General features: G+C 61.8%; 20 protein-coding genes. 10 read left to right on the top strand and 10 right to left on the bottom strand.

Going from position 1 to position 21,549, the window contains the following annotated elements; translation table 11 throughout:
* Window positions 1–195: 195 nt before the first annotated feature.
* Together AACY19_RS05775 and AACY19_RS05780 are read left to right on the top strand one after the other, a co-directional pair.
* A complete protein-coding gene (locus tag AACY19_RS05775; protein WP_339448818.1) occupies window positions 196–411 on the top strand; it encodes a Flp family type IVb pilin in 216 nt (71 codons plus the stop codon).
* Window positions 412–481: 70 nt separating this feature from the next.
* On the top strand, window positions 482–889 hold the full coding sequence (locus AACY19_RS05780; RefSeq protein WP_339448820.1) for a response regulator: 408 nt from the start codon (window positions 482–484) through the stop codon (window positions 887–889).
* Window positions 890–1,041: 152 nt separating this feature from the next.
* Here the strand turns inward: AACY19_RS05780 and AACY19_RS05785 are convergent, their stop codons facing one another.
* The 4 genes from AACY19_RS05785 to AACY19_RS05800 all read right to left on the bottom strand — a co-directional run bounded on the left by AACY19_RS05785 (window position 1,042) and on the right by AACY19_RS05800 (window position 7,018).
* Window positions 1,042–2,712, bottom strand: coding sequence for a ShlB/FhaC/HecB family hemolysin secretion/activation protein (locus AACY19_RS05785; RefSeq protein ID WP_339448822.1), 1,671 nt, complete (start codon window positions 2,710–2,712; stop codon window positions 1,042–1,044).
* Window positions 2,713–2,845: 133 nt separating this feature from the next.
* Window positions 2,846–4,441, bottom strand: a complete 1,596-nt coding sequence (locus tag AACY19_RS05790) for a collagen-like triple helix repeat-containing protein (RefSeq protein WP_339448824.1) — start codon at window positions 4,439–4,441, stop codon at window positions 2,846–2,848.
* Window positions 4,442–4,808: 367 nt separating this feature from the next.
* Window positions 4,809–5,663: a MaoC family dehydratase gene (locus AACY19_RS05795; protein ID WP_339448826.1), complete on the bottom strand. Its 855-nt coding sequence runs from the start codon at window positions 5,661–5,663 to the stop codon at window positions 4,809–4,811.
* Between the two features lie 2 nt (window positions 5,664–5,665).
* Window positions 5,666–7,018, bottom strand: a complete 1,353-nt coding sequence (locus AACY19_RS05800) for a 3-oxoacyl-ACP reductase (RefSeq protein WP_339448827.1) — start codon at window positions 7,016–7,018, stop codon at window positions 5,666–5,668.
* Between the two features lie 221 nt (window positions 7,019–7,239).
* Here AACY19_RS05800 and AACY19_RS05805 point away from each other — a divergent pair, with 221 nt between their 5' ends.
* From AACY19_RS05805 to AACY19_RS05815, 3 genes are all read left to right on the top strand, one after another.
* Window positions 7,240–8,517 (top strand): acetyl-CoA C-acetyltransferase, encoded by a 1,278-nt coding sequence (locus tag AACY19_RS05805; protein WP_339448828.1) that lies wholly within the window; start codon window positions 7,240–7,242, stop codon window positions 8,515–8,517.
* Window positions 8,518–8,753: 236 nt separating this feature from the next.
* Window positions 8,754–9,650 (top strand): PA4780 family RIO1-like protein kinase, encoded by an 897-nt coding sequence (locus tag AACY19_RS05810; RefSeq protein ID WP_339448830.1) that lies wholly within the window; start codon window positions 8,754–8,756, stop codon window positions 9,648–9,650.
* Between the two features lie 328 nt (window positions 9,651–9,978).
* Window positions 9,979–11,187 (top strand): MFS transporter, encoded by a 1,209-nt coding sequence (locus AACY19_RS05815; protein WP_339448832.1) that lies wholly within the window; start codon window positions 9,979–9,981, stop codon window positions 11,185–11,187.
* Here AACY19_RS05815 and cueR read toward each other — a convergent pair.
* From cueR to AACY19_RS05830, 3 genes are all read right to left on the bottom strand, one after another.
* Window positions 11,141–11,554: a Cu(I)-responsive transcriptional regulator gene (gene cueR, locus AACY19_RS05820; protein ID WP_095122009.1), complete on the bottom strand. Its 414-nt coding sequence runs from the start codon at window positions 11,552–11,554 to the stop codon at window positions 11,141–11,143. The two genes, AACY19_RS05815 and cueR, sit on opposite strands and share 47 nt — an antisense overlap.
* Complete coding sequence (locus tag AACY19_RS05825; RefSeq protein ID WP_339448837.1) at window positions 11,551–13,944, bottom strand: heavy metal translocating P-type ATPase; 2,394 nt, start codon at window positions 13,942–13,944, stop codon at window positions 11,551–11,553. Before AACY19_RS05825 ends, cueR begins: the two co-directional genes overlap by 4 nt.
* 194 nt (window positions 13,945–14,138) lie before the next feature.
* Window positions 14,139–14,522 carry a hypothetical protein gene (locus tag AACY19_RS05830; RefSeq protein ID WP_339448838.1) on the bottom strand — a complete coding sequence of 128 codons (384 nt, stop codon included), beginning with the start codon at window positions 14,520–14,522 and terminating at the stop codon, window positions 14,139–14,141.
* 147 nt (window positions 14,523–14,669) lie between these two features.
* On the opposite strand from AACY19_RS05830, the gene AACY19_RS05835 reads away from it, so the two are divergent.
* Together AACY19_RS05835 and AACY19_RS05840 are read left to right on the top strand one after the other, a co-directional pair.
* Complete coding sequence (locus tag AACY19_RS05835; RefSeq protein WP_339448840.1) at window positions 14,670–14,867, top strand: cation transporter; 198 nt, start codon at window positions 14,670–14,672, stop codon at window positions 14,865–14,867.
* 89 nt (window positions 14,868–14,956) lie between these two features.
* Complete coding sequence (locus AACY19_RS05840; RefSeq protein ID WP_339448841.1) at window positions 14,957–16,159, top strand: multidrug effflux MFS transporter; 1,203 nt, start codon at window positions 14,957–14,959, stop codon at window positions 16,157–16,159.
* A gap of 5 nt (window positions 16,160–16,164) precedes the next feature.
* Here the strand turns inward: AACY19_RS05840 and AACY19_RS05845 are convergent, their stop codons facing one another.
* The 3 genes from AACY19_RS05845 to AACY19_RS05855 form a co-directional block, all read right to left on the bottom strand.
* Window positions 16,165–16,338 carry a hypothetical protein gene (locus AACY19_RS05845; RefSeq protein WP_339448843.1) on the bottom strand — a complete coding sequence of 58 codons (174 nt, stop codon included), beginning with the start codon at window positions 16,336–16,338 and terminating at the stop codon, window positions 16,165–16,167.
* Between the two features lie 151 nt (window positions 16,339–16,489).
* Window positions 16,490–17,503: a zinc-binding alcohol dehydrogenase family protein gene (locus tag AACY19_RS05850; protein WP_339448845.1), complete on the bottom strand. Its 1,014-nt coding sequence runs from the start codon at window positions 17,501–17,503 to the stop codon at window positions 16,490–16,492.
* A gap of 32 nt (window positions 17,504–17,535) precedes the next feature.
* Window positions 17,536–17,829, bottom strand: coding sequence for a putative quinol monooxygenase (locus AACY19_RS05855; RefSeq protein WP_339448847.1), 294 nt, complete (start codon window positions 17,827–17,829; stop codon window positions 17,536–17,538).
* A gap of 119 nt (window positions 17,830–17,948) precedes the next feature.
* Here AACY19_RS05855 and AACY19_RS05860 point away from each other — a divergent pair, with 119 nt between their 5' ends.
* The 3 genes from AACY19_RS05860 to AACY19_RS05870 all read left to right on the top strand — a co-directional run bounded on the left by AACY19_RS05860 (window position 17,949) and on the right by AACY19_RS05870 (window position 21,442).
* The gene (locus AACY19_RS05860; protein WP_339448849.1) at window positions 17,949–18,878 is read left to right on the top strand and encodes a LysR family transcriptional regulator; all 930 of its coding nucleotides are present in this window, start codon (window positions 17,949–17,951) and stop codon (window positions 18,876–18,878) included.
* A 317-nt stretch (window positions 18,879–19,195) separates the two neighbouring features.
* Entirely contained in the window at window positions 19,196–19,930 is a 735-nt protein-coding gene (locus AACY19_RS05865) for an ArsR/SmtB family transcription factor (protein ID WP_339448851.1), read from the top strand.
* Window positions 19,931–20,059: 129 nt separating this feature from the next.
* On the top strand, window positions 20,060–21,442 hold the full coding sequence (locus tag AACY19_RS05870; protein WP_339448853.1) for an MFS transporter: 1,383 nt from the start codon (window positions 20,060–20,062) through the stop codon (window positions 21,440–21,442).
* Window positions 21,443–21,549 lie beyond the last annotated feature (107 nt).

Genomic DNA, 21,549 nt, shown 5'->3' on the forward strand with positions numbered 1-21,549 from the left:
GAAAAATAACCCACCAAAGTAGTAGCCTTGGCCAATTAACTGCAGCAAATGGCACAGATACGATGGATTAATCCTTTGTGATTAATGCGTTCTTACAGTTGTTGGGAGGGGCTTTGTTGACAATGCTCAAATGGCACGGTGGAACCTTGCCGCTGTAGCGTGACATCGGCGCCAAAGGCGCGAAGGAGTGGACGTATGTTTCGTGTGACTCTCGACTATGTAATGACCAGAGCCCGGGCGTTTTTCAATGATGAAGAAGGCGCGTCGGCAATCGAGTATGCGATCGTGGTGGCGATGGTTGCCGTTGTCGTCGTGGCATTTGTGACACCACTGGGTGATCGGGTTTTAGCGATTTTCAACAACATTTTGACATCGTTGGACGGCGCGGCCGTCACCCGGCCTACGCCTTGATCGACGTCTCCTCGCACTTGGCTGACCGCACCCTACACTGGATTTTCCATTCGGTTTTCAGGTACTGCCTATGAACGCGTCTTCGTCTCCCCGCCAACAGTTGCTTCTGGTTGACGATGAAGAAGATGCGTTATTGGAGCTTGCGGAGTTGCTGGAGGGTGAGGGGTTTGTCTGTCATACGGCGACGTCAGTGAAGCTGGCGTTGCATCACCTGACTCGCCATCCGGATATCGCGTTGGTGATTACCGATTTGCGCATGCCGGAGGAGTCCGGCATGTCGCTGATCAAGCGATTGCGTGAGCATACGGCGCGTCAGCATTTGCCGGTGATCGTGACGTCGGGGCATGCGGACATGGAAGACGTCAGTGATATGTTGCGGTTGCAGGTGCTGGACCTGTTTCGCAAGCCGATTTACCACGTTCGGCTGCTGGAGACGCTGGATAATCTGTTTCCCAAACCCAGGGTTTCTGCCGGGTGAATCTGGCGGGCAATATCCGTTTTTTGGGGTGGGGCTGATAACGGTTTCGCCCTCACAGCCAACCCTTTTCCATCTGTAGATATCCAGTCCAGCCGTACACGCGAGCCTGCTCGCCAATGCGATTTCGCAGGCTCGTTCCGCGCCCGATCCCCCTACAACTGGTAACTGAAACTGATGCTGTAGCGTGGCCGGCGATTGAAGGTATCCAGCGCTTCATCCGACATGGCCTTCGCCGCTTCCAGGGCGATGTTGTAGTACTTGGCATCGCCGAATCTGAGACCGATCGCCGCTGATGACAGGTTGTTGGCTTGCACCGGCAGTTGATTGAACCAGCTGCGCGAGCGGTCCAGCACTACGTAGGGTTGCAGGATGCGCACCCAGTTGCCGTCGCGGTTGAAGCTGTAGTTGACCTCGTATGCCACCCCCCAGCCCTTGTCGCCGGAGGCTTGGTCATCGGGGTAGCCGCGGCCGAAGTTCTGTCCGCCAAACACGGCGCGCTCGCTGTCGGGGAGGGTGTCGTCGCTCCAGTACAGCGCGGCCGAGAGTACGCCTTGCCAGTTGTCGAGAAATTTGTCGCTCTGCACCCCGGACAGTCGCACGCGGAAGAAGTCGAGGTCGAGGCCGTCGTAATTGGTGTGCGCCCCCATGCTGTCAAAACCCTGGTAGACGCCGGCACTGAGAATCCGCAGTTGCCGTTCGTTGGCCCTGCGCCAGTCGCCTTCGAAGGCGAGGGCGCGGACGTCGGTGCGAAATTCGGTGCTGAACGGGAAGTTGATGCCGTCGTAGCGCGTCTTGTCATCAACCGCGTACAGGCGTGAACCGACGGTCAGCAGCTCGTTGGAGGCGGCAATCAGCGGCAAGCTGAAGCCGATGGAGTAGCGGTCGTTTTCGCGGTGGGTGCTCAGGCGTCCACCGCCGTTGACCAGTACTTCGGTGTCGGGGTCAGCGCGGTAGCGGGAGGCGGACAGGTTCAGTTGGGCGCCTTCGGCATTGAGAAACTGGCTGTAGTCGAGGCGATAGTAATGTTCCTGGTCGTCGCCCGGCGGGAACAGGCCGCTGAGGGTCAACTGTTCGCCCATCGAGGTTTGTGAGTTGCTGCTGACACCCAGCAAGGCCTGGGTGCCGTTGCGGTTGTCTTCGGTGGTGCTCAGCGTGCTGGTGAACGGTTTGCGACTGGCCTGGGCAATCAGTGTCGTGGCGCCGTCGGTGGTGCCCGGCGGTGGCACCTGGGCCTGGATCGTAACGCCGGGGAGGCGGCTCATCAGCGTGGTGTAGCGTTCGAAGGTCTTGCGGGTCAACGGGCGTTCGGCCTGGATTTTTGCCGCCATTTCCTCGATCAGCCCTTTGACCCGACCGATGTCGCCCTGCATCTGCACATCGCGCACGTAACCTTCCACCAGCACCACTCGCGCCACACCGTCGTCGAAATTCTGTTGCGGCAGGAAGGCGTAGGACAGCAGATAGCCGTCCTGCTGGTAGCGGCGGGTAATGTTGCGGGTGGCTTCGATCAGTTCGGCAAGGCTGGTCTGTTGGCCGATCAGGGGTTTGTAGAGTTCGGCCAGTTCGTTGAGCGGATAGATCGTGCCGCCTTCGATCTGCACGGTTTTCAGATTGACCTTGGTGCTCATCATCAACGGTTGCGCAGCGGTCGCACCGGCCTCCGGCACTTGCACCGGGGTGGCGTTCGGGCGATAGGCATCGGCCGGCAGGTTCGGCACGGGCAGGTTACGGAGGGTTTCGTTGCTGTTGAGAAAGCTGGGCAAGGTGTCGGCGAGGGCAGCGGAACTGAAGCTGAGGCACAGCAAGGACGCCATTACGCGCATAGGACACTCCGTGGTCAGGTCGCAGCTCAAGGCTGTTTTTTCCCAAGAAAAAAGCGGAAGACTCGTGGGAATCTCCCGCCCTCAACCAAGCGTAGGCGCTGTAGGTAAGGCCGTCGAATCGGCCAGGTGCAAATTAGCGTTTGTTGCCTCCCAGCGTGTTGACCAGGCCACCGACGAGGCCGCCGACCCCGGTGCCTGCGCCACCGGTAGCGCCACCACTGGTACCACCGTTGACCAGCCCTCCCACTGCGGCAACTGTGCCGCCGACGTTGTTGACCAGGCCGCCGACTGCGGTGGTCACCGGATTGTTGGTGGCGGCAATGGTATTGCCGATACCGCTGACCGCCGCACCGACCTGGCTGGTGACGCCAGCCACTGGCGCACCGAGACCGGTCGCGGCGCCGACTTGCTGGGTCACGTTGGTCACGGCGGTGGTCACCGGGTTCAGACCATTGCCGAGGGCCGCGCCGACAGTCGCCAGCGGCGCGGTGGTGGCGGTGATCGGAGTGCCCGAGCCACCCAGAGCCGTGTTGAGTGAGGCGACGGTATTGCCCAGTCCGGCAGCGGTCACGCCACCGGCACTGACCACGCCGTTAGTGTTGCCAGCGTTCAAGCCTGCGCCGACGTTGACCACTGCGCCGCCGACGGTCTGCAGCAGGCCGGTACCGCCGAGACCGCCGCCGAGTGCGCCACCCAAACCGCCGCCAGTGCCCGAGCCGGTGCCGTTGGAGACCAGGCCGCCGGCTTTGCCGACCGCCGTACCGGCATTGCTCAGCGCACCGCCGAGGGTGTTGGTCAGCGCATTGCCTTGACCTGCATCGGTGACTTTGCCACCCAGTCCGTTGACGACGCCGCCGATCTGCGCGATCCCCCCTTTGAGCGGGCTACCCAGGCCGGTGGTACTGCCGATTTTGTCGGTGGTGCTTTCGACCATCGCAATCACCGGAACCAGGCCAGCGCCGAGTTTATTGGTCAGTTGACTGGTTGGGCCATTGCTCAGAGTGGTGTCGAGGGTATTGCCGAGCATGGTGACTTTCACGCCAACACCATCGAGCAATGGCGCGACTTTGGTGACCACGCCACCGACCACTGGAATGCTGCCGGTGGCGCTCGCCAGTTTGCCGCTGAGGTCGGAGACGCCGTTGCCGGCATCGGTGACCACGCCGCCGACCGAGGCGACGGTGGTGGTCAGGCCTTTCGGGTCGGTGGCCAGTTTGCCGATACCGTTGGCGACACCGTCACCCAGGGTGCTGACGACATTGCCGGCGGTGTTGGCGGCGCTCTGCACGACACCCCCTGCTACCGGAAGGCTGCTCAGGGAGTCGCCGATCTGGCCGACGCCATCGCCGACGCCGCTGACGGTGTTACCGACATCCTGCACCAGCGTGGTGGTCACCAGCGACGGCGTGGCTGGATTGGTCGGATTGGTGGGGTCTGTCGGGTTGGTGGGGTTGGTCGGGTCGGTCGGATTGGTGCCGCCGGTTCCACCTGTGCCGCCAGTGCCACCGGTATCCCCCGTGCCACCTGTACCACCAGTGCCGCCAGTGCCAGCGGTGTCACCGGTTCCGCCTGTTCCGCCAGTCCCGTCGGTACCCGCTGCGCTGTCCGGCGAAGAGCTGCCGGAAGTGCTGTGATGGCCGCCACCGCCGCTGCTGCAGCCGGCGAGGCCGAGGGAAAAAATCAATGCCAGAGCGATAGCTGATTTGCACCACACGTCTTGAGTTTTCATGATTGAGATTCCTTGCACCTGTCACAACGTTCGTTGCCTTCGATGGCTCGCCGATCTGTGTCGGTGATGCCTCGTCCGTTGCTTCAATCTCAGTCGATGACGGCAAATCCACCATTCTCAAGTTGGTATTAACGCCTTTATACAGAGGGCTGTGCGCACTGCGTAAGCACTAATCCCGAGGATATAGGGACGCAAAAAAAGGCCTTGAAAATCAAGGCCTGGAATTTTGCCGGGGCGGGCAGGGGCAGGTTGAAAACTTAAGTGATATATACACAATTTACAGGCTCCCCAACCGCGGTAGAGGTGTCTGTGTGGTGAGGGGACAAGTCCCCTCACCACAGAATTGCTGGACAGTCCGGGGCGGTTTTCAGGCCAGCGGTTGCCACTGTCCGACCATGTGCTCCAGATCCTGCGCGCCGGTCAGTCGCAGCTCGCCACTGGAACCCGCAGCCGTCGCCAGCAACGTCACCTCGCTGGGCAGGCGCACCGGTTTGCGAAAGTGCACGGTGACTTCCAGATTGGCCTTGGGCAAGTGATCCGCCAGCGCCGCCAGCGTGCGCGCCTTGTTCCACAAACCATGGGCGATGCCGGTGGGGAAGCCGAACAGCCTGGCGCTCGCGGCGCTGAGGTGAATCGGGTTGTAGTCGCCCGAGACTTTGGCGTATTGCCGACCGATATCTGCCGAGGCCTTCCAGTGCGCCACTTCGCTCAAGACCTGATCAGGCTGCCAATCCTGCGCCAGCACTTCGCCGTCGAGTTTCACTCCACGACACAGCATCTGGCTTTGCGCTTCCCACAGCGGCCCGAGCTGGTCATCCAGCGTGGTCAGCAGATCAAACGTCGCCCCTTTCGGATGCGGCTGCAGGTTGTGTACGCGCACGCTGACCTGCGCACGGCTGATGCCGCCCATCGGGCGCAGCACGCGAATGCGATTGCTCAGATGAATCAGCCCCAGCAGCGGGAAGGGAAAATCCTTGGCGGTGAGCAATTGCATCTGCAACGCAAACGCCAGAATGTGCGGATACGTTGGCGGCAACAGCCCGTCATCGGCAAAGCCGCAGACGTTGCGATAAGCCTCAAGACGTTTGCCATCCACTTCGACCCAGCAGCGCAAACCGCTGGCGGGCAGTTGTGTGCCAGTGATCTTGCGTCGCGTCGCCGCCCGTGCGTACAGCGCCGGCAGACTCGGTTCGCGATCCAGCGTGTGCCATTCGATGCTCATGCCTAAGCCCCCAGAACGCTTTGTCCACAGACCCGCAGCGCCTGTCCGGTAAACGCGCCCGTGCCCGGTTGCGCCAGCCACGCGACCGCTTCGGCGACGTCTTGCGGCAAGCCGCCCTGGCCCAGCGAACTCATGCGCCGCCCGGCTTCGCGCAGGCCGAACGGGATGTGCGCGGTCATCTGCGTTTCGATGAACCCCGGGGCCACGGCGTTGATGCTGATGCCGCGCTCCAGCAGCGTCGGCGCCCACGCCTGGGCCAGGCCAATCAGCCCGGCCTTGCTCGCGGCGTAGTTGGTCTGGCCACGGTTGCCGGCGATCCCGCTGATCGAAGCGAGCAGAACCACTCGCGCGTTGTCGTGCAGCGTGCCGTTGTCGAGCAACGCTTTGGTCAGCACTTGCGGGGCATTGAGGTTGACCGCCAGCACCGCATCCCAGAATTCCGGGGTCATGTTGGCGAGGGTCTTGTCGCGGGTGATGCCGGCGTTGTGGACGAGAATGTCGAGGCCGTCGGGCAAGTGTCCGGTCAGTTGTGCGGCGGCGTCTTCGGCGCAGATGTCGAGGGTGATCGCCCGGCCACCGAGGCGGGCGGCGAGGGCTTCGAGGTCGGTCTTCGCCGGTGGCACGTCGAGCAGAATGACTTCGGCGCCATCACGGGCGAGGGTTTCGGCGATGGACGCGCCGATGCCACGCGCAGCGCCGGTGACCAGCGCCTTGCGTCCAGCCAGCGGACGAGTCCAGTCCGTCACGGGTGTTGCGCAGGCAGTCAGGTGGATGACCTGGCCTGAAACGAACGCGCTTTTCGGCGAGAGGAAAAACCGCAGCGGTCCTTCCAGTTGATCTTCGGCGCCCTCACCGACGTAGATGAGTTGCAGGGTCGCGCCGCTGCGCAATTCCTTGGCCAGCGAGCGTGAGAAACCTTCGAGGGCGCGTTGGGCGCTGGCGGCGAACGGATCGCGCAGGGTTTGCGGGGGCCGGCCAAGAATCACCAGGTGGGCGCTGTGCTCAAGGTTTTTCATCAATGGCTGGAAGAATTCGCGCAGCTGTTTGAGTTGGTCGGTGTGCTGCAAGTCGCTGGCATCGAACACCACGGCCTTGAGCTTCGGGCCATGGCCGGGAATCCACTCGGTGGCGCTGGCCGGTTGTTCGCCATAGCGATAAATGCCATCGGTCAAACGGTTGGCAAACGCACTGACCCGTTCGGCCAGCGCCCCGCCGCCGATCAGCAGTGCGCCTTCCACGGGCCGCAGACGCCCGGCCTGCCAGCGTTCCAGCCGCACCGGCGACGGCAGTCCCAGTGCCCCGACCAGACGATGGCCGAAGGACGAGTTGGCGAAGTCGATATACCGGTCAGACATGGAACGCTCTCCAAAAGTTGGGGTTCAAAGTGTGGACTACCAACGGCAATCAATCGTTCGATCCACGCAATAAGGCCTACGCTAGAACAGCAGAGTAGACCACCGACCTTGGGGGAGCGGGATTGCCAGCGATGGCGCAGAGGCTGGATGTGCGGCCCCTATCGCTGGCAAGCCCGCTCCCACAGGGATCTCAATGAATCCGGATCAACAAGGAGTTATGCATGAGTCAGCTGCGCCGCGTCGCGATCATTGGCGGTAACCGTATTCCTTTCGCCCGCTCCAACGGGCCCTACGCCACGGCCAGCAATCAGGTGATGCTCACCGCCGCGCTCGAAGGCCTGATCGAGCGCTACAACCTGCACGGCCAGCGCATTGGCGAAGTGGTGGCGGGGGCCGTGCTGAAATTGTCACGGGATATGAATCTGACCCGCGAATGCGTCCTCGGCTCGCGCCTGTCTCCGGCCACGCCGGCCTATGACATCCAGCAAGCCTGCGGAACGGGTCTTGAAGCGGCGTTGCTGGTGGCGAACAAGATTGCCCTCGGCCAGATCGATTGCGGCATTGCCGGTGGTGTCGATACCACATCGGATGCGCCGATCAGCGTCAGTGAGGGCCTGCGCAAAATCCTCCTGCAGGCCAACCGCGCCAAGAGCACGGGCGACAAGCTGAAAACCCTTCTGCAACTGCGGCCCAAGCATTTGCTCCCCGAGTTCCCGCGCAACGGCGAGCCGCGCACTGGTCTGTCGATGGGCCAACACTGCGAGCTGATGGCACAGACCTGGAATATCCCTCGCGACGCGCAGGATCAATTGGCCCTCGAAAGTCATCACAAACTGGCGGCGTCCTATGCCGAAGGCTGGCACAACGATCTGATGACGCCCTTCCTCGGCCTGACCCGCGATAACAACCTGCGCCCGGACCTGACACTGGAAAAACTCGCCACGCTCAAACCGGCCTTCGAGAAAAGCGCCAAAGGCACGCTGACGGCGGGTAACTCGACGCCACTGACCGATGGCGCCTCGGTGGTGCTGCTGGGCAGTGAGGAATGGGCAAAAGAACGTGGCCTGCCGATCCTCGCATACCTGCGCGATGGCGAAGCGGCGGCGGTGGATTTCGTCAACGGCGCCGAAGGTCTGCTGATGGCGCCGGTGTACGCTGTGCCACGGTTGCTGGCGCGCAATGGGCTGAGCTTGCAGGACTTCGACTATTACGAAATTCACGAAGCGTTCGCCGCGCAGGTGTTGTGTACGCTCAAGGCCTGGGAAGATCCGCAATACTGCAAGACCCGTTTAGGGCTTGATGCGCCGCTGGGCTCCATTGATCGCAGCCGGCTCAATGTGAAGGGCAGTTCGCTCGCGGCGGGGCATCCGTTTGCTGCCACGGGCGGGCGCATCGTCGCCAATCTGGCGAAGCTTCTCGATGCGGCGGGCAAGGGGCGAGGCCTGATCTCGATCTGCGCCGCCGGCGGACAGGGTGTCACTGCGATCATCGAGCGTTGACCGCGCCTGGAACTGTGGGAGCGCATCGGCATGTCAGATTCTGTCGCAAATGCCCTCGACGGCCGATACCAACAAGTGAGACGGGCTCGGCTATGATTCGCAATGGTCGATTTTTTCGGCACAGTGTATGCATTCATAGGGTTCACAGGTCGGCAACCCCTCCCCGCGGTGCGAGGATTGCCGTATAACGAGTGACATTCGCGTGTTTGGTAATAAAGGACCCACAATAAAAGCTGATGAAGACTCCAAAACGCATTGAACCCCTGATCGAGGACGGTCTGGTCGACGAAGTGCTGCGCCCACTGATGAGTGGCAAAGAAGCAGCTGTTTATGTAGTGCGCTGCGGTAATCAGTTACGTTGCGCGAAGGTCTACAAGGAGGCGAATAAACGCAGTTTCCGCCAGGCGGCCGAGTATCAGGAAGGCCGCAAGGTTCGTAACAGCCGTCAGGCCCGGGCGATGGCCAAGGGTTCGAAATTCGGTCGCAAAGAGACCGAAGACGCCTGGCAGAACGCCGAAGTCGCGGCGCTGTTTCGTCTGGCCGGCGCCGGTGTGCGCGTGCCCAAGCCCTATGACTTCCTCGACGGCGTGCTGTTGATGGAACTGGTGGCCGACGAATTCGGCGATGCCGCGCCGCGTCTGAACGACGTGGTGCTGGAGCCGGATCAGGCGCGCGAATATCACGCGTTTCTGATTTCGCAAATCGTGCTGATGTTGTGTACCGGTCTGGTGCACGGTGATCTCTCGGAGTTCAACGTGCTGCTGACCCCGACCGGCCCGGTCATCATCGACCTGCCGCAAGCGGTCGATGCTGCCGGCAACAATCACGCGTTCAGCATGCTCGAGCGTGACGTCGGCAACATGGCTTCGTACTTCGGGCGCTTTGCCCCGGAGTTGAAGCAGACCAGGTACGCCAAGGAAATGTGGGCGCTGTACGAAGCCGGCACCTTGCACCCGAACAGTGTGCTGACCGGCGAGTTCGATGACCCGGAAGACCTCGCCGATGTCGGTGGGGTGTTGCGCGAAATCGAAGCGGCGCGCCTCGACGAGGAACGCAAGCAGGCGATCCGTGCGGCGGACGACGAGCCGAAAGGCAAGTCCGACGAACCACCGCCACCGCCATGGATGCAGTGATCGCTTGAACAGAAACCCGGCTTCGGCCGGGTTTTTTGTTTGAATCATAATCCCCGAAAGCCCTCACCCCAGCCCTATCCCGGAGGGCGAGGGGGCCGACCGAGGTGTCTTGCGTCATACATCGACCTGAAACACCGGGTCGATCATGGATTGGATGGGGTCAGCATTTGGACCTGTTTGGATTCGGTGAAGAAATTTCAGGTCGGCGTATCTCCACAGCATCCCAGTCCCCTCTCCCCCTGGGAGAAGGTCAGGGTGAGGGCCACTTTCGGATCAACGCAATTTCGCGTCTACTGTCCACCGCTCCAACCACACTCAAGGACTGAATGTGACCACCCCGCGCAACACCCACCTGATCGTCACCGCGCGATTGGTCTCGGATTTCGGCGCTTTCCTCAACATGGTTGCGCTGGCCACTTACGTCTACCTGTTGAGCAACAGCGCCATGAGCGTCGGGATTTTCCTCGCCAGTCGTGTGGGCGGCGGGGTTTTCGCCAGTGTGATCGGTACTGCGTTTTACCGCCGTTGCAGTGGGCGCGCGCCGTTGATCGCGTTCGACCTGTTGCGCGCCAGCGTGCTGGGTCTGTTGTTGATCGTGCCTGTCAGTCAACAGGCCTTGCTGTTACCAGTGATCGCCTTCGCTCTGGGCCTGGGCAATTCGATGTTCGCCATCGGTCTCAACAGTCAATTGCCACGTTTGATTCCCGCCGATCAATTGCTCAAGGCCAACGCCTGGATCACCTCGGCTTCATCCGCCGCAATGGTGGTTGGCAGTCTGGTGTCGGGGTTGCTGGTCGCCGCTTTTGGTTTTGAAACGGTGTTTGCCCTGAATGCGCTGACCTACTTGCTCGCGGCGTTGTTGATCGTGCCGCTGCGGTTCGAACTGGCGACCGTCAACGACGAACCGGAACGCGGCGACTGGTCAGCCCTCAAGCAAGGCCTGCGCGCTGCACCGGTGATTGCCGCCATGCTTGCGGTGACCATGGCCGACACCTTGGGCAGTGCTGCGCACAACGTCGGCTTTGCGATCATCTCCAAGCTGCTCACGCCAGAATCGGCGAGCACCACGCTGGGCCTGATGCTCGCGGTGTGGGCCAGCGGCAAATTGCTGGGAGCGCGAATCGCCAGCCGTCTCGAAGGCTCGGACAACATCAACCTCGAACGGCGGTTTTTCTTCGGCGTGGCACTGATGTCCTGCGGCTTTATCCTGATGTTTCAGCAGCACAGCCTCTACGGTCTGCTGCTGTTTTCCTTGCCGGCGGGAGTGGGGGACGGTGTTTCCGAAGTCGGGCTGATGTCGCGTCTGCAACGCGAACCCGAGCGATTGCGTCTGCCGATTTTCAGCGTACTGACCTTGCTGCAAATGACCGGATTCGGCATCGGCATGCTGATCGCCGCGCCGTTCTACGCCTGGTGGACGCCGGGTGCCGTGGTCATGCTGTTCCACGGCATTCCCCTCAGTACGTTGCTCGCACTGAAGCTGTTGGCACTCAAGCGCGGGCGGGTTGCGCGCAGCAGCCCGACGCCAGTTCCTTGAGGATCGGGCAGTCCGGGCGGTGGTCGCCGTTGCAGTGCTCGACCAGGTCTTGCAGGGTGTCGCGCAGCTCACCGAGTTCGCGAATCTTCTGGTTCAGTTCGTCGATGTGCTGGCGCGCCAGTGCTTTTACATCGGCGCTGGCGCGCTGGCGATCCTGCCAGAGTGTCAGCAGTTTGCCGACCTCTTCCAGTGAAAATCCGAGGTCACGCGAACGCTTGATGAATGCCAGGGTGTGCAGGTCGTCGTCGCCGTAGACGCGGTAACCGCTGTCGGTGCGATGGGCCGCTTTGAGCAAACCAATCGACTCGTAATAGCGGATCATCTTCGCGCTCAGGCCACTGTGTTTGGCCGCTTGACCGATGTTCATCGGTGCTCCTCCAGATCCTTGGGTTTCCAGGTTTTCAACAGTAGCGCATTGCTCACCACGCTGACGCTCGACAACGCCATCGCCGCGCCGGCCAATACCGGGTTGAGGAAGCCGAACGCTGCCAGCGGAATGCCGATCAGGTTGTAGACGAAGGCCCAGAACAGGTTTTGCCGGATCTTCGCGTAGGTTTTGCGGCTGATCTCCAGCGCCGCTGGCACCAGCCGTGGATCACCGCGCATCAAGGTGATGCCCGCCGCATGCATCGCGACATCAGTGCCGCCACCCATGGCGATGCCGATGTCGGCAGCGGCGAGGGCTGGAGCGTCATTGATGCCGTCGCCGACCATGGCGATCACGCCGGTTTTTTTCAGCTCGGCGACGGTGGCGGCTTTGTCCGCTGGCAGTACTTCGGCGTGGACATTGCGGATGCCCAGCGCCTCGGCAACCACCCGAGCGCTGCCGCGATTGTCGCCCGTCAGCAAGTGGCTGTGGATATCCCGTGCGGCAAGTTGCTGCACGGCCTGCAGTGCGCCGGGTTTCAAGGTGTCACCGAAGGCGAACAGACCGAGCACTTTCGGCGTCGGGCTTTGCTCGATCAGCCATGACAGCGTGCGGCCCTCGGTTTCCCAGGCTTTGGCAGATTCGGTGAGGTCACCGGCGCTCAAGCCGCTCTCTTCGAGCATTCGCCGATTGCCCAGCGCAAGGCGTCGGTCATCAAGATTGCCGGCGATGCCACGCCCGGTCAGGGATTGGCTGTCGCTGACATCCGGGACGATCAGTTCGCGTTCGGCTGCAGCATCCAGCACCGCTTTCGCCAGTGGATGTTCGCTGCCGCGTTGCAGGGCGCCCGCCAGTTTCAGCAGATTGTTTTCATCACCATCGACGGCTTTGAAATGGGCGATGCGCGGCGTGCCGGACGTCAGCGTGCCAGTCTTGTCGAACACCACGCTGCTGACTTCATGGGCACGTTCCAGCGCTTCGGCGTCCTTGATCAGGATGCCGTGGCGCGCGGCCACGCCGGTGCCGGCCATGATTGCGGTTGGCGTGGCGAGGCCCAGCGCACATGGGCAGGCGATGACCAGAACCGCGACAGCATTGATCAGTGCGGTTTCCATCGGCGCGCCATACAGCCACCAGCCGATCAACGTCGCCAAGGCAATCAGCAACACGGTCGGCACGAAGACCTGGCTGACTTTATCCACCAGTTTCTGGATCGGTGCCTTGGCGGCTTGAGCGTCCTCGACCAGGCGAATGATCCGCGCCAATACCGTTTCCGCGCCGAGCGCCTGAGTGCGCACCAGCAAGCGACCTTCTCCGTTGATCGCGCCACCGGTGACCTTGTCCCCCGGTTGTTTCGGCACCGGCAGGCTTTCGCCACTGATCAGCGCTTCATCGGCATGGCTCTGGCCTTCGATGACTTCGCCGTCCACCGGGAAGCGTTCGCCGGGTTTGACCAGCACCAGGTCATTCAGGCGCAGGGCGCTGATGGCAACGTCCTGTTCGCGACCGTCGATCACTTGAATCGCCCGCTCCGGGCGCAATGCTTCGAGGGCCCGAATGGCGCTGGCGGTCTGGCGCTTGGCGCGGCTCTCCAGATATTTGCCCAGCAGTACCAGAGCGATGACCACCGCCGACGCTTCGAAGTAAAGATGCGGCATGCGCCCGGCAGCTGTCGCCCATTCGTAGAGACTCAAGCCATAACCGGCACTGGTGCCGAGGGCGACGAGCAAGTCCATGTTGCCGGCGCCGGCACGCACGGCTTTCCACGCGGCGACATAAAACCGTGCACCGAAAATGAATTGCACTGGCGTGGCGAGGGCAAATTGCGCCCAGGCCGGGAGCATCCAGTGGACGCCAAACGGTTGCAGCAACATCGGCGCCACCAGCGGCAGAGCGAGGGTGATCGCGCAGATCAGCGCCCAGCGTTCATGGGTGAGCTTCTGTTGCTGGTTATCCGTCTGCGGGAGTTCGGCTTGCCAGACGCTGGCCGAGTAACCGGCCTTGCTGACGGCGTCGAGCAGGGTTTGCGGTTCGACCTGACCGAGCAATTCGAGGTGGGCACGTTCGTTGGCCAGATTGACGCTGACGCTTTTCACCCCCGTGACTTTATTCAGGGCACGCTCGACGCGACCGACGCAGGACGCGCAGGTCATGCCTTCGATACTTAATTCGATGGACTGCTGCGGCACGCTGTAACCCGCGCTTTCAACCGCTTGCACCAGCGCGTGCAGGCTGTCACCGGGTGCCTGCACGCGGGCCTGCTCGGTGGCCAGGTTGACGCTGACGGCACTGGCGCCGCTGACTTTGCTCAAGGCCCGCTCGACGCGCCCGGCGCAACTGGCGCAGGTCATGCCGCTGATCGGCAGGTCGAAAGTGATGGAATCGGACATCGGTCGTACTCCCTGTAGTAGATGCCTACAAGGATCAACCTTGCCATGCGGGCAAGGTCAAGCGCCATCATTTGACGCGCTGTAAAACAACAGTGGGAGCGAGCGTGCTCGCGAAGGGGGCTTTTCATTCAGCTTCATTGCTGAATGACATACCGCTTTCGCGAGCAGACTCGCCCCCACAGGTCTGGATTTGCTTAGTATTCGAGGGCGGCGGGTTTCAAATAGACACCTTCCGAATTCATCGCCAACCGATACTTCAGCACATCACCGGCACGCAGTTTGATCTCCTGCGAACCCGGTGCGAGCATTCCCGGGTTGCACCCGGCGACTTGGCCCGGCAGCAATTTCAGACGCAGTGACACAGTGCCCGGCGGCAGGTTGAAGGAAATGCTTTGCTCCTGCAGCAACCGCGCCGAAAGCTGATCCTGGATGTACACGCCGATCTCGCATGAGGTCGACACTTCCAGGCGCTCGCGGGAAATGATCAGCACCGCGTAGTCCTCGCCCGCGGCTTGCACTTGGGGGACGGTGGCGAAGAGGCTGAGAAAGCCAAACAGGCTGAAAGCTGACCAGCGCATGGCTGAATCTCCTGAATCGAGTCATTGATGTACGCAGCTTGGCCGAGCGCGGCGCCGATTGCCAGCCCGGCAGTTTTTTCCAGAACTTGACCTTGCCATCGTGGCAAGCTCCAGAGTGCTGGCAACCTCACTCAAAGGAGTCATTCCATGCAAGTGTTCAACGTTCAAGGCATGTCCTGCGGCCACTGCGTCAAGGCCATCACCCACGCGGTGCAGGCCCGTGACCCGGCGGCCAGCGTGCGCGTCGACCTGGCGGCGAAAGAAGTCGGCGTCGAAAGCACGTTGACCAGCGATCAGGTCATCGAAGCGATCAGCGAAGAAGGCTACGCAGTGAAACTCGTCTGAAGTTTTATCGTTAGCGAGCTATCGGAATGTTCAAGGCGTCCGGGCGCAGCTAGACTGTCGGGCTGCCGACTTGCCTGACTGGATGCCTGATGAACTTCCGTACCATTCTGATTCTCGGTGCCTTGACTGCCTTCGGGCCGCTGGCCATCGATTTCTATCTACCCGCGTTTCCTTCGATGGCCCTGGCCTTCGCCACCGACGAAAAACACGTGCAGATGACCTTGGCGGCGTATTTCGCCGGCCTGTCCCTCGGTCAACTGGCGTATGGCCCGGTAGCGGATCGCTTCGGACGGCGGGTGCCGTTGCTGGTGGGGCTGACGCTGTTCACCCTGGCGTCACTGGCCTGCGCCTATGCACCGAACCTCGAATGGCTGATCGGCGCGCGTTTCGTCCAGGCATTGGGCGGCTGCGCGGGGATGGTGATTTCCCGGGCAGTGGTCAGCGACAAATGCGACGCGGTGGGCTCGGCGAAAGTCTTTTCGCAACTGATGCTGGTGATGGGCCTGGCCCCGATTCTGGCGCCGATGCTTGGCGGTCTGCTGGTCAACACCACGGGTTGGCAGTCGATCTTCCTGGTGTTGACCGGGTTCAGCGCATTGGCAGGTCTGGCGGTGGCCCTCGGTCTGCCGGAAAGCATGCCGGCGCACATGCCACGCCAGCCGTTGTCCGGTGCATTGCGTCAATACGGGCGGTTGCTCAAGGACAGGGTTTACCTCGGCCATGCCCTGACCGGCGGCATCGCCATCGCCGGGATGTTCGCCTACATCGCCGGCTCACCGTTTATCTTCATCAAACTCTACGGTGTCCCGGCCGAGCACTTTGGCTGGCTGTTCGGCACCAATGCGGCGGGTTTTATTCTGGTGGCGCAGGTCAATGCGCGACTGCTGGCCAAGCGTGGGCCGGCATTCCTGCTGTCGCGGGCGGTGTGGGTGTATCTCGCGGCGGGGCTGACGTTGTTGGCGGTCAGTGCTTTGCACACTGAATCGCTGTGGCCGCTGCTGATTCCATTATTCATCTGCGTGTCCAGCCTGGGTTGCATCAGTCCCAACGCGGCAGCGTGTGCGATGAACGGTCAGGGCGGGCGTGCCGGCAGTGCTTCGGCGTTGCTCGGTTGCATGCAATTCAGCGTCGCGGCCGGCGCTTCTGCACTGGTTGGTATATTGCACGACGGCTCCGCCGTGCCGATGGCCATCGTCATCAGCCTGTGTGGTGTGCTGGTGGTGAGCGTGGCGCTGCTCACCCGGCGTCTGCAAAATGCCCGGGCGCTGGCACAAGCTCAAGCCGAAGTCTAGGCAACTCAGCCGGCGGCGCGGTGCTGGCTGTGATCGGGAATCTGGTGGGGCGCGCAAAGTCGCGCTTCGAGGGTTCGAGTGAAGGCCAGGGCTTCGGCTTCACTGCGGAATGTCACGGCGTGTTGGTCCAGGCGAACCTGCCATTGAGACTTTGCCACTTCTTTTATCAGGATCTTCATTGCTGACCTCCCATGCGTAAAAGATGTATCGCAGAGGCTTCGATTGTAGTCCTGAATACGATCGCAATTGTGACAAGGGTCAACTGTCGGACTGACGGCAAAAAGCCCTCGCCGCCTTCGCCAGAGCTGCCGAGGGCGGCGATCTTTTGCCTTAGAAACCTTCTAAAACAATTTTCCCCTTGGCTTTGCCACTCTCTAGCAGCTCATGCGCCCGGCGCAGGTTGGCCGCATTGATCGTGCCGAAGTGCTCGCCCACGGTAGTCTTCAACGTTCCCGCATCGATCAACTCTGCCACGCGGTTGAGCAGGGCGTGTTGCTCGATCATGTCCGCGGTCTCGAACAGCGAGCGGGTGTACATGAACTCCCAGTGCAGCGACAGGCTCTTGCGCTTGAGTTTGGTCACGTCCAGCGACTTCGGATCATCAATCAACGCCAGTTTGCCTTGTGGCGCCAGCGCTTCGACCAACTGATCGAGATGCTGATCGGTTTGGGTCAGGCTGGCGACATGGGTGACATTGTCGATCCCGGCACGCTTCAGTTCTTCGCTCAGCGGCTGGCTGTGATCGATCACCTGGTCGGCGCCCAGTGCTTTCACCCAGTCCCGGGTCTGTTCGCGGGATGCAGTGCCGATGACCTTCAGGCCGGTCAGCTGTCTGGCCAATTGCGTCAGGATCGAGCCGACCCCGCCTGCCGCGCCGACGATCAGCAGGCTCTGACCTTCATCGGCAGTGCCTTCGCTGATTTGCAGACGTTCGAAGAGCAATTCCCACGCGGTGATCGCGGTCAGCGGCAGGGCGGCGGCTTCGGCAAAACCGAGGGATTTGGGCATATGGCCAACGATCCGCTCATCGACCACGTGCAGTTCGCTGTTGCCGCCAGCGCGGGCGATGGAGCCGGCGTAAAAGACTTTGTCGCCAGCCTTGAACAGCGTCACTTCGCTGCCGACAGCCTTGACCACACCGGCGACGTCCCAACCCAGCACTTTCGCTGTGCCATGTTCCGGTGCCACGTTCTGCCGCACTTTGGTGTCGACCGGGTTGACCGAGATGGCTTTGACTTCCACCAGCAGGTCACGCGGACCGGCAACCGGCTCTGGCAGCTCGATGTCTTGCAGGGATCGGGCGTCGCTGATTGGCAGGGAGGCGTAGTAGGCGATGGCTTTCATAAGTGGCTCCGTACAGTTAGTAGAAGAAGGATTCAGGCGATAGCGCCGAGTCGTCTGAGCTCGAAGTGCTCGATGGTCTGGCCGGCGCTGGCCTGGAAATTCTGGAAGTGTGGGCTGGCGTTGTGCGCCTGGAGGACGTCTTCGCTGGCCCACTGTTCGATCACATAGAACACCTGCGGGTCGATCAGATCGCGGTGCAGGTCGTATTGGCTGCAACCTTCCTCGGCACGGCTCGGCGCAACCAGCGCGCGCAGCGCTTGTTCGAGGGTGTCCTGCTGGCCAGGTTTGGCGGTCAGGGTGGCGATGGCGGTGAATGACTGGGACATGTGCGGCTCCGGAAAGCGGGACGAATTCGATGGAGCAGATGATTGGCTATTTCTGCGCGAGATAAAACCGGCTAAAAGAGCAGTCTCTTTCAATTTTTTTTTGATAATCGAGGCTGGGAATGCTGCGTTTCGACGATTTGCAGTTGTTTGTTCGCGCGGCGGACCTGGGTAGCCTTTGCGCAGCGGCACGGGTAATGGACATGTCCGCCGCTGTAGCCAGCGCGGCATTGAAGCGCATCGAGCAACAGCTCGGCGCACGCTTGCTGGCGCGCTCGACTCGCAGTCTGCGCCTGACCGCCGAAGGTGAGGGCTTTCTTGAATACGCCCGGGCGGCGTTGAGCAATCTCGATGAAGGTCGGCGTTTGCTGGCCAGCGGGCAGGATCAGGTCAGTGGCGTCCTGCAGTTGTCGGCGCCATCGGATTTCGGGCGCAATCTGCTGTTGCCGTGGCTCGATGAATTCCAGCGCGCGCATCCGAAACTGACCGTGCGCCTGCTGCTCGGCGACCGCATCGCCGACCTGTTTCGTCAGCCGGTGGACATCGCCCTGCGTTATGGCGAGCCGGAAGATTCCAGTCTGGTGGCATTACCGATTGCCCCGCAAAACCGTCGCGTACTCTGCGCGTCCCCGGACTATCTGGCGCGCCAAGGCGAGCCGCGCCAGCTTGAGCAACTGGCCCAGCACAACTGCCTGCTGTATATGCTCGGCAGCCGGGTCCACGACCATTGGAGTTTTCATGACGGCAAGCGCGAGGTCGGCCTGACCGTCAGCGGCGACCGCTTCAGCGACGACGCCGATGTGGTGCGCTTATGGGCGTTGGCGGGCGCGGGTATCGCCTACAAATCGTGGCTGGACGTGGGCGCCGATGTCCTCGCGGGACGTCTCAAAGTACTGATGCCGGAGCTGCTGTGCGAGCGCGCTCCGCTGAATCTGTTGTGCGCCCATCGCGCACAATTGAGTAAGCCGGTGAACCTGTTGAGGGAAATGCTCGCCAGCCGATGCGCTGAATTGAGTAGTCAATTTCCCGTTTTTCCGCAGGATGATCATTAGTCGCACGTAAATAGAGAAATTTCTTTCAGGAACAATCACCACCCGTGCAGGCTCCGGCACGGGACGGGGCGTGCATCCCGCTTATACTAGCGCCCGCCTCATGCCAGTACCGAAACCCCGGCCGGGCGCTGTCACGCGGAGCCGTCCCGAGGTTATTCAGGGGGGCACCCGCGTTGCGGATTCTGTGCCGGAGCATGTTGCGGCAATGGCCTGCCTTGCCCCGGTCCAGGACGTGTTTCGCGTCCTTGGCCGCCGACCCATTACTGGTCAAGATGTCTCCGAGCAGTAGACGATACGATTCCACAGGGAGTGAATACATGGAACATGCACCTTGCATCAGCCAGATCGCCACGTTGCTGGCCGACCCCAAGCGCAGCGCGATGATGTGGGCGCTGATGGATGGCTCGGCCCGGCAAACCGAGGAGCTTGCGCTACTGGCAGGTCTGTCGCCGTCGTCGGCCAGTGCACACCTAGGGCGTCTGTCCGCTGGCGGCCTGTTGAAAGTCGAGATTCGCGGTCGCAAGCGCTTTTTCCGGCTGGCGGCGCCGGAGGTCGGTGCCGCCATCGAGGCACTGGCCAGCGCCACCATCGCCAGCGCTCCCCGGGAGATTCCGCCGGCATTCAAACGCAGCACTGCGATTGCCAAGCCGCAGGCGGCGCCGTCTTCGCTGCTGCGCGCGCGTTTCTGCGACGACCATCTGGGCGGCACGCTGGCGGCGGATCTGTATCAGCGTCTGCTCGATGCCGGCTGGATCGAACAGCTCGAACAACGGGTGGTCGTGACCCATAAGGGTTCCACGCAACTGGCCAAGCGCGGGGTGTTCATCCAGGCGCTGGCTCATCGCAATGTGCACGTGGCGTGCGCCTGCCCGGACTGGAGCGAAAGACGCCCGCACATGGGCGGCTCCCTGGGGGCGGCGCTGTTGCAGTTGTTCCTGCAGTCCGGCTGGCTGACCTTGCCCAACGATTCCCGCGCGTTGCAATTGACTGCGGCGGGGCAGCGCGAAATCCATCGTTTTGCCAAGGAAACCGAGCTGGAATTGGCGTTCTAGAAGGGTTGCTGATCGACGTCAGGGGCTACGGCGTCGTCCATGACTGCGGGCAGGTCGCATCCAGTACCGTCTCTGAATCACCATCGCGCACACTCGTTCCGGGGATTTTTTTCGGAGGGGGAGCACGGCATGGACATTCATCGCTACAGCGCGGCAGAACGACTGGAACGCCTGCCCGTCAGTGGTTATCACCGGATCATTTTCATCATCATCGCCCTGGCGTTTTTCTTCGACTCCATGGACCTGGCGATGATGACGTTTCTGCTCGGCTCGATCAAAACCGAGTTCGGTCTGAGCAGTGCGCAAGCCGGGTTGCTCGCCAGTTCGAGCTTCTTCGGCATGGTGCTGGGGGCGTCGTTGTCGGGCATGCTCGCCGACCGTTTCGGGCGCAAACCGGTGTTCCAGTGGAGCATCGTCCTGTGGGGCGTGGCCAGCTACCTGTGTTCGACGGCACAAACGGTCGAGACGTTGACGCTGTTCCGCATTTTGCTGGGGATCGGCATGGGCATGGAGTTCCCGATTGCACAGTCGATGCTCTCGGAGCTGATCCCGGCGCAACGACGTGGCCGCTACATCGCGTTGATGGACGGATTCTGGCCGCTCGGTTTCGTCGCGGCCGGCGTACTGTCTTACTTTCTGTTACCGGTGATTGGCTGGCGCGACATCTTTCTGGTGTTGGCCGTGCCGGCGGTGTTTGTGCTGGCGATCCGGTTTTTCATTCCCGAGTCACCACGCTGGCTGGAGCAGGCCGGGCGCCACGACGCGGCGGATAACGTCCTCGACGGCATTGAAAGTCGCGTCCGTGCCTCACTGGGAGGCGCTGCATTGCCGGAGCCTGTGCGCCTGCCGCGCACGGTGACGCCACCGGGCAACCTCTTCTCGGCGCTCAAGCAGATCTGGTCGCCGCAATACCGCCAGCGCACGACGATGATCTGGAGCCTGTGGTTCTTCGCGCTGTTGGGGTTTTACGGGCTGACGTCGTGGCTCAGTGCCTTGTTGCAACAGTCGGGTTTCGCCGTGACCCAGTCGGTGTATTACACGGTGCTGATTTCGCTGGGCGGGATTCCCGGGTTTCTGATGGCGGCGTGGCTGGTCGAACGCTGGGGACGCAAACCGGTGTGCATCGTCACCTTGCTCGGCGGCGGGGTGATGGCGTTTCTGTATGGGCAGAGCGCGGTGTTCGGCGGCAACGTGACGTTGCTGATCGGCACGGGCTTGTTGATGCAGTTCTTTCTGTTCGGTATGTGGGCGGTGCTTTATACCTACACGCCGGAGTTGTATCCGACCTCGGCGCGGGCGACAGGCTCGGGGTTTGCCTCGGCGATTGGCCGCGTGGGTTCTCTGCTCGGGCCGTTGGTGACCGGGCTGGTGTTCCCGATTACCGGGCAGGGCGGAGTGTTTGCGCTGGGCGCGGCGTGCTTTGCGATTGCGGCGGGGGTGGTGTGGCTGTTCGGGATGGAGACGCGGGGCAAGACCCTCGAAGAACTGACCGAAGTCCAAATCCCAGGCTAAATACAGAACCAATGTGGGAGCGGGCTTGCTCGCGAAAGCGGTGTGTCAGTCAACATTCGTCTATCTGACATACCGCATTCGCGAGCAAGCCCGCTCCCACAATTTGG

Origin of the sequence: Pseudomonas sp. EA_5y_Pfl2_R50 (genome assembly GCF_963970475.1) — a bacterium.
Classification (GTDB): domain Bacteria; phylum Pseudomonadota; class Gammaproteobacteria; order Pseudomonadales; family Pseudomonadaceae; genus Aquipseudomonas.

What these genes read in the sequence shown, in the direction of transcription:
- AACY19_RS05775 (WP_339448818.1), top strand. Translation starts at nt 196, where the DNA reads ATGTTTCGTGTGACTCTCGACTATGTAATGACCAGAGCCCGGGCGTTT.
- AACY19_RS05810 (WP_339448830.1), top strand. Translation starts at nt 8,754, where the DNA reads ATGAAGACTCCAAAACGCATTGAACCCCTGATCGAGGACGGTCTGGTC.
- AACY19_RS05795 (WP_339448826.1), bottom strand. Translation starts at nt 5,663, where the DNA reads ATGAGCATCGAATGGCACACGCTGGATCGCGAACCGAGTCTGCCGGCG.
- AACY19_RS05785 (WP_339448822.1), bottom strand. Translation starts at nt 2,712, where the DNA reads ATGCGCGTAATGGCGTCCTTGCTGTGCCTCAGCTTCAGTTCCGCTGCC.
- AACY19_RS05855 (WP_339448847.1), bottom strand. Translation starts at nt 17,829, where the DNA reads ATGTCCCAGTCATTCACCGCCATCGCCACCCTGACCGCCAAACCTGGC.
- AACY19_RS05825 (WP_339448837.1), bottom strand. Translation starts at nt 13,944, where the DNA reads ATGTCCGATTCCATCACTTTCGACCTGCCGATCAGCGGCATGACCTGC.
- AACY19_RS05840 (WP_339448841.1), top strand. Translation starts at nt 14,957, where the DNA reads ATGAACTTCCGTACCATTCTGATTCTCGGTGCCTTGACTGCCTTCGGG.
- AACY19_RS05800 (WP_339448827.1), bottom strand. Translation starts at nt 7,018, where the DNA reads ATGTCTGACCGGTATATCGACTTCGCCAACTCGTCCTTCGGCCATCGT.
- AACY19_RS05835 (WP_339448840.1), top strand. Translation starts at nt 14,670, where the DNA reads ATGCAAGTGTTCAACGTTCAAGGCATGTCCTGCGGCCACTGCGTCAAG.
- AACY19_RS05830 (WP_339448838.1), bottom strand. Translation starts at nt 14,522, where the DNA reads ATGCGCTGGTCAGCTTTCAGCCTGTTTGGCTTTCTCAGCCTCTTCGCC.
- AACY19_RS05865 (WP_339448851.1), top strand. Translation starts at nt 19,196, where the DNA reads ATGGAACATGCACCTTGCATCAGCCAGATCGCCACGTTGCTGGCCGAC.
- AACY19_RS05845 (WP_339448843.1), bottom strand. Translation starts at nt 16,338, where the DNA reads ATGAAGATCCTGATAAAAGAAGTGGCAAAGTCTCAATGGCAGGTTCGC.
- AACY19_RS05805 (WP_339448828.1), top strand. Translation starts at nt 7,240, where the DNA reads ATGAGTCAGCTGCGCCGCGTCGCGATCATTGGCGGTAACCGTATTCCT.
- AACY19_RS05790 (WP_339448824.1), bottom strand. Translation starts at nt 4,441, where the DNA reads ATGAAAACTCAAGACGTGTGGTGCAAATCAGCTATCGCTCTGGCATTG.
- cueR (WP_095122009.1), bottom strand. Translation starts at nt 11,554, where the DNA reads ATGAACATCGGTCAAGCGGCCAAACACAGTGGCCTGAGCGCGAAGATG.
- AACY19_RS05780 (WP_339448820.1), top strand. Translation starts at nt 482, where the DNA reads ATGAACGCGTCTTCGTCTCCCCGCCAACAGTTGCTTCTGGTTGACGAT.
- AACY19_RS05870 (WP_339448853.1), top strand. Translation starts at nt 20,060, where the DNA reads ATGGACATTCATCGCTACAGCGCGGCAGAACGACTGGAACGCCTGCCC.
- AACY19_RS05860 (WP_339448849.1), top strand. Translation starts at nt 17,949, where the DNA reads ATGCTGCGTTTCGACGATTTGCAGTTGTTTGTTCGCGCGGCGGACCTG.
- AACY19_RS05850 (WP_339448845.1), bottom strand. Translation starts at nt 17,503, where the DNA reads ATGAAAGCCATCGCCTACTACGCCTCCCTGCCAATCAGCGACGCCCGA.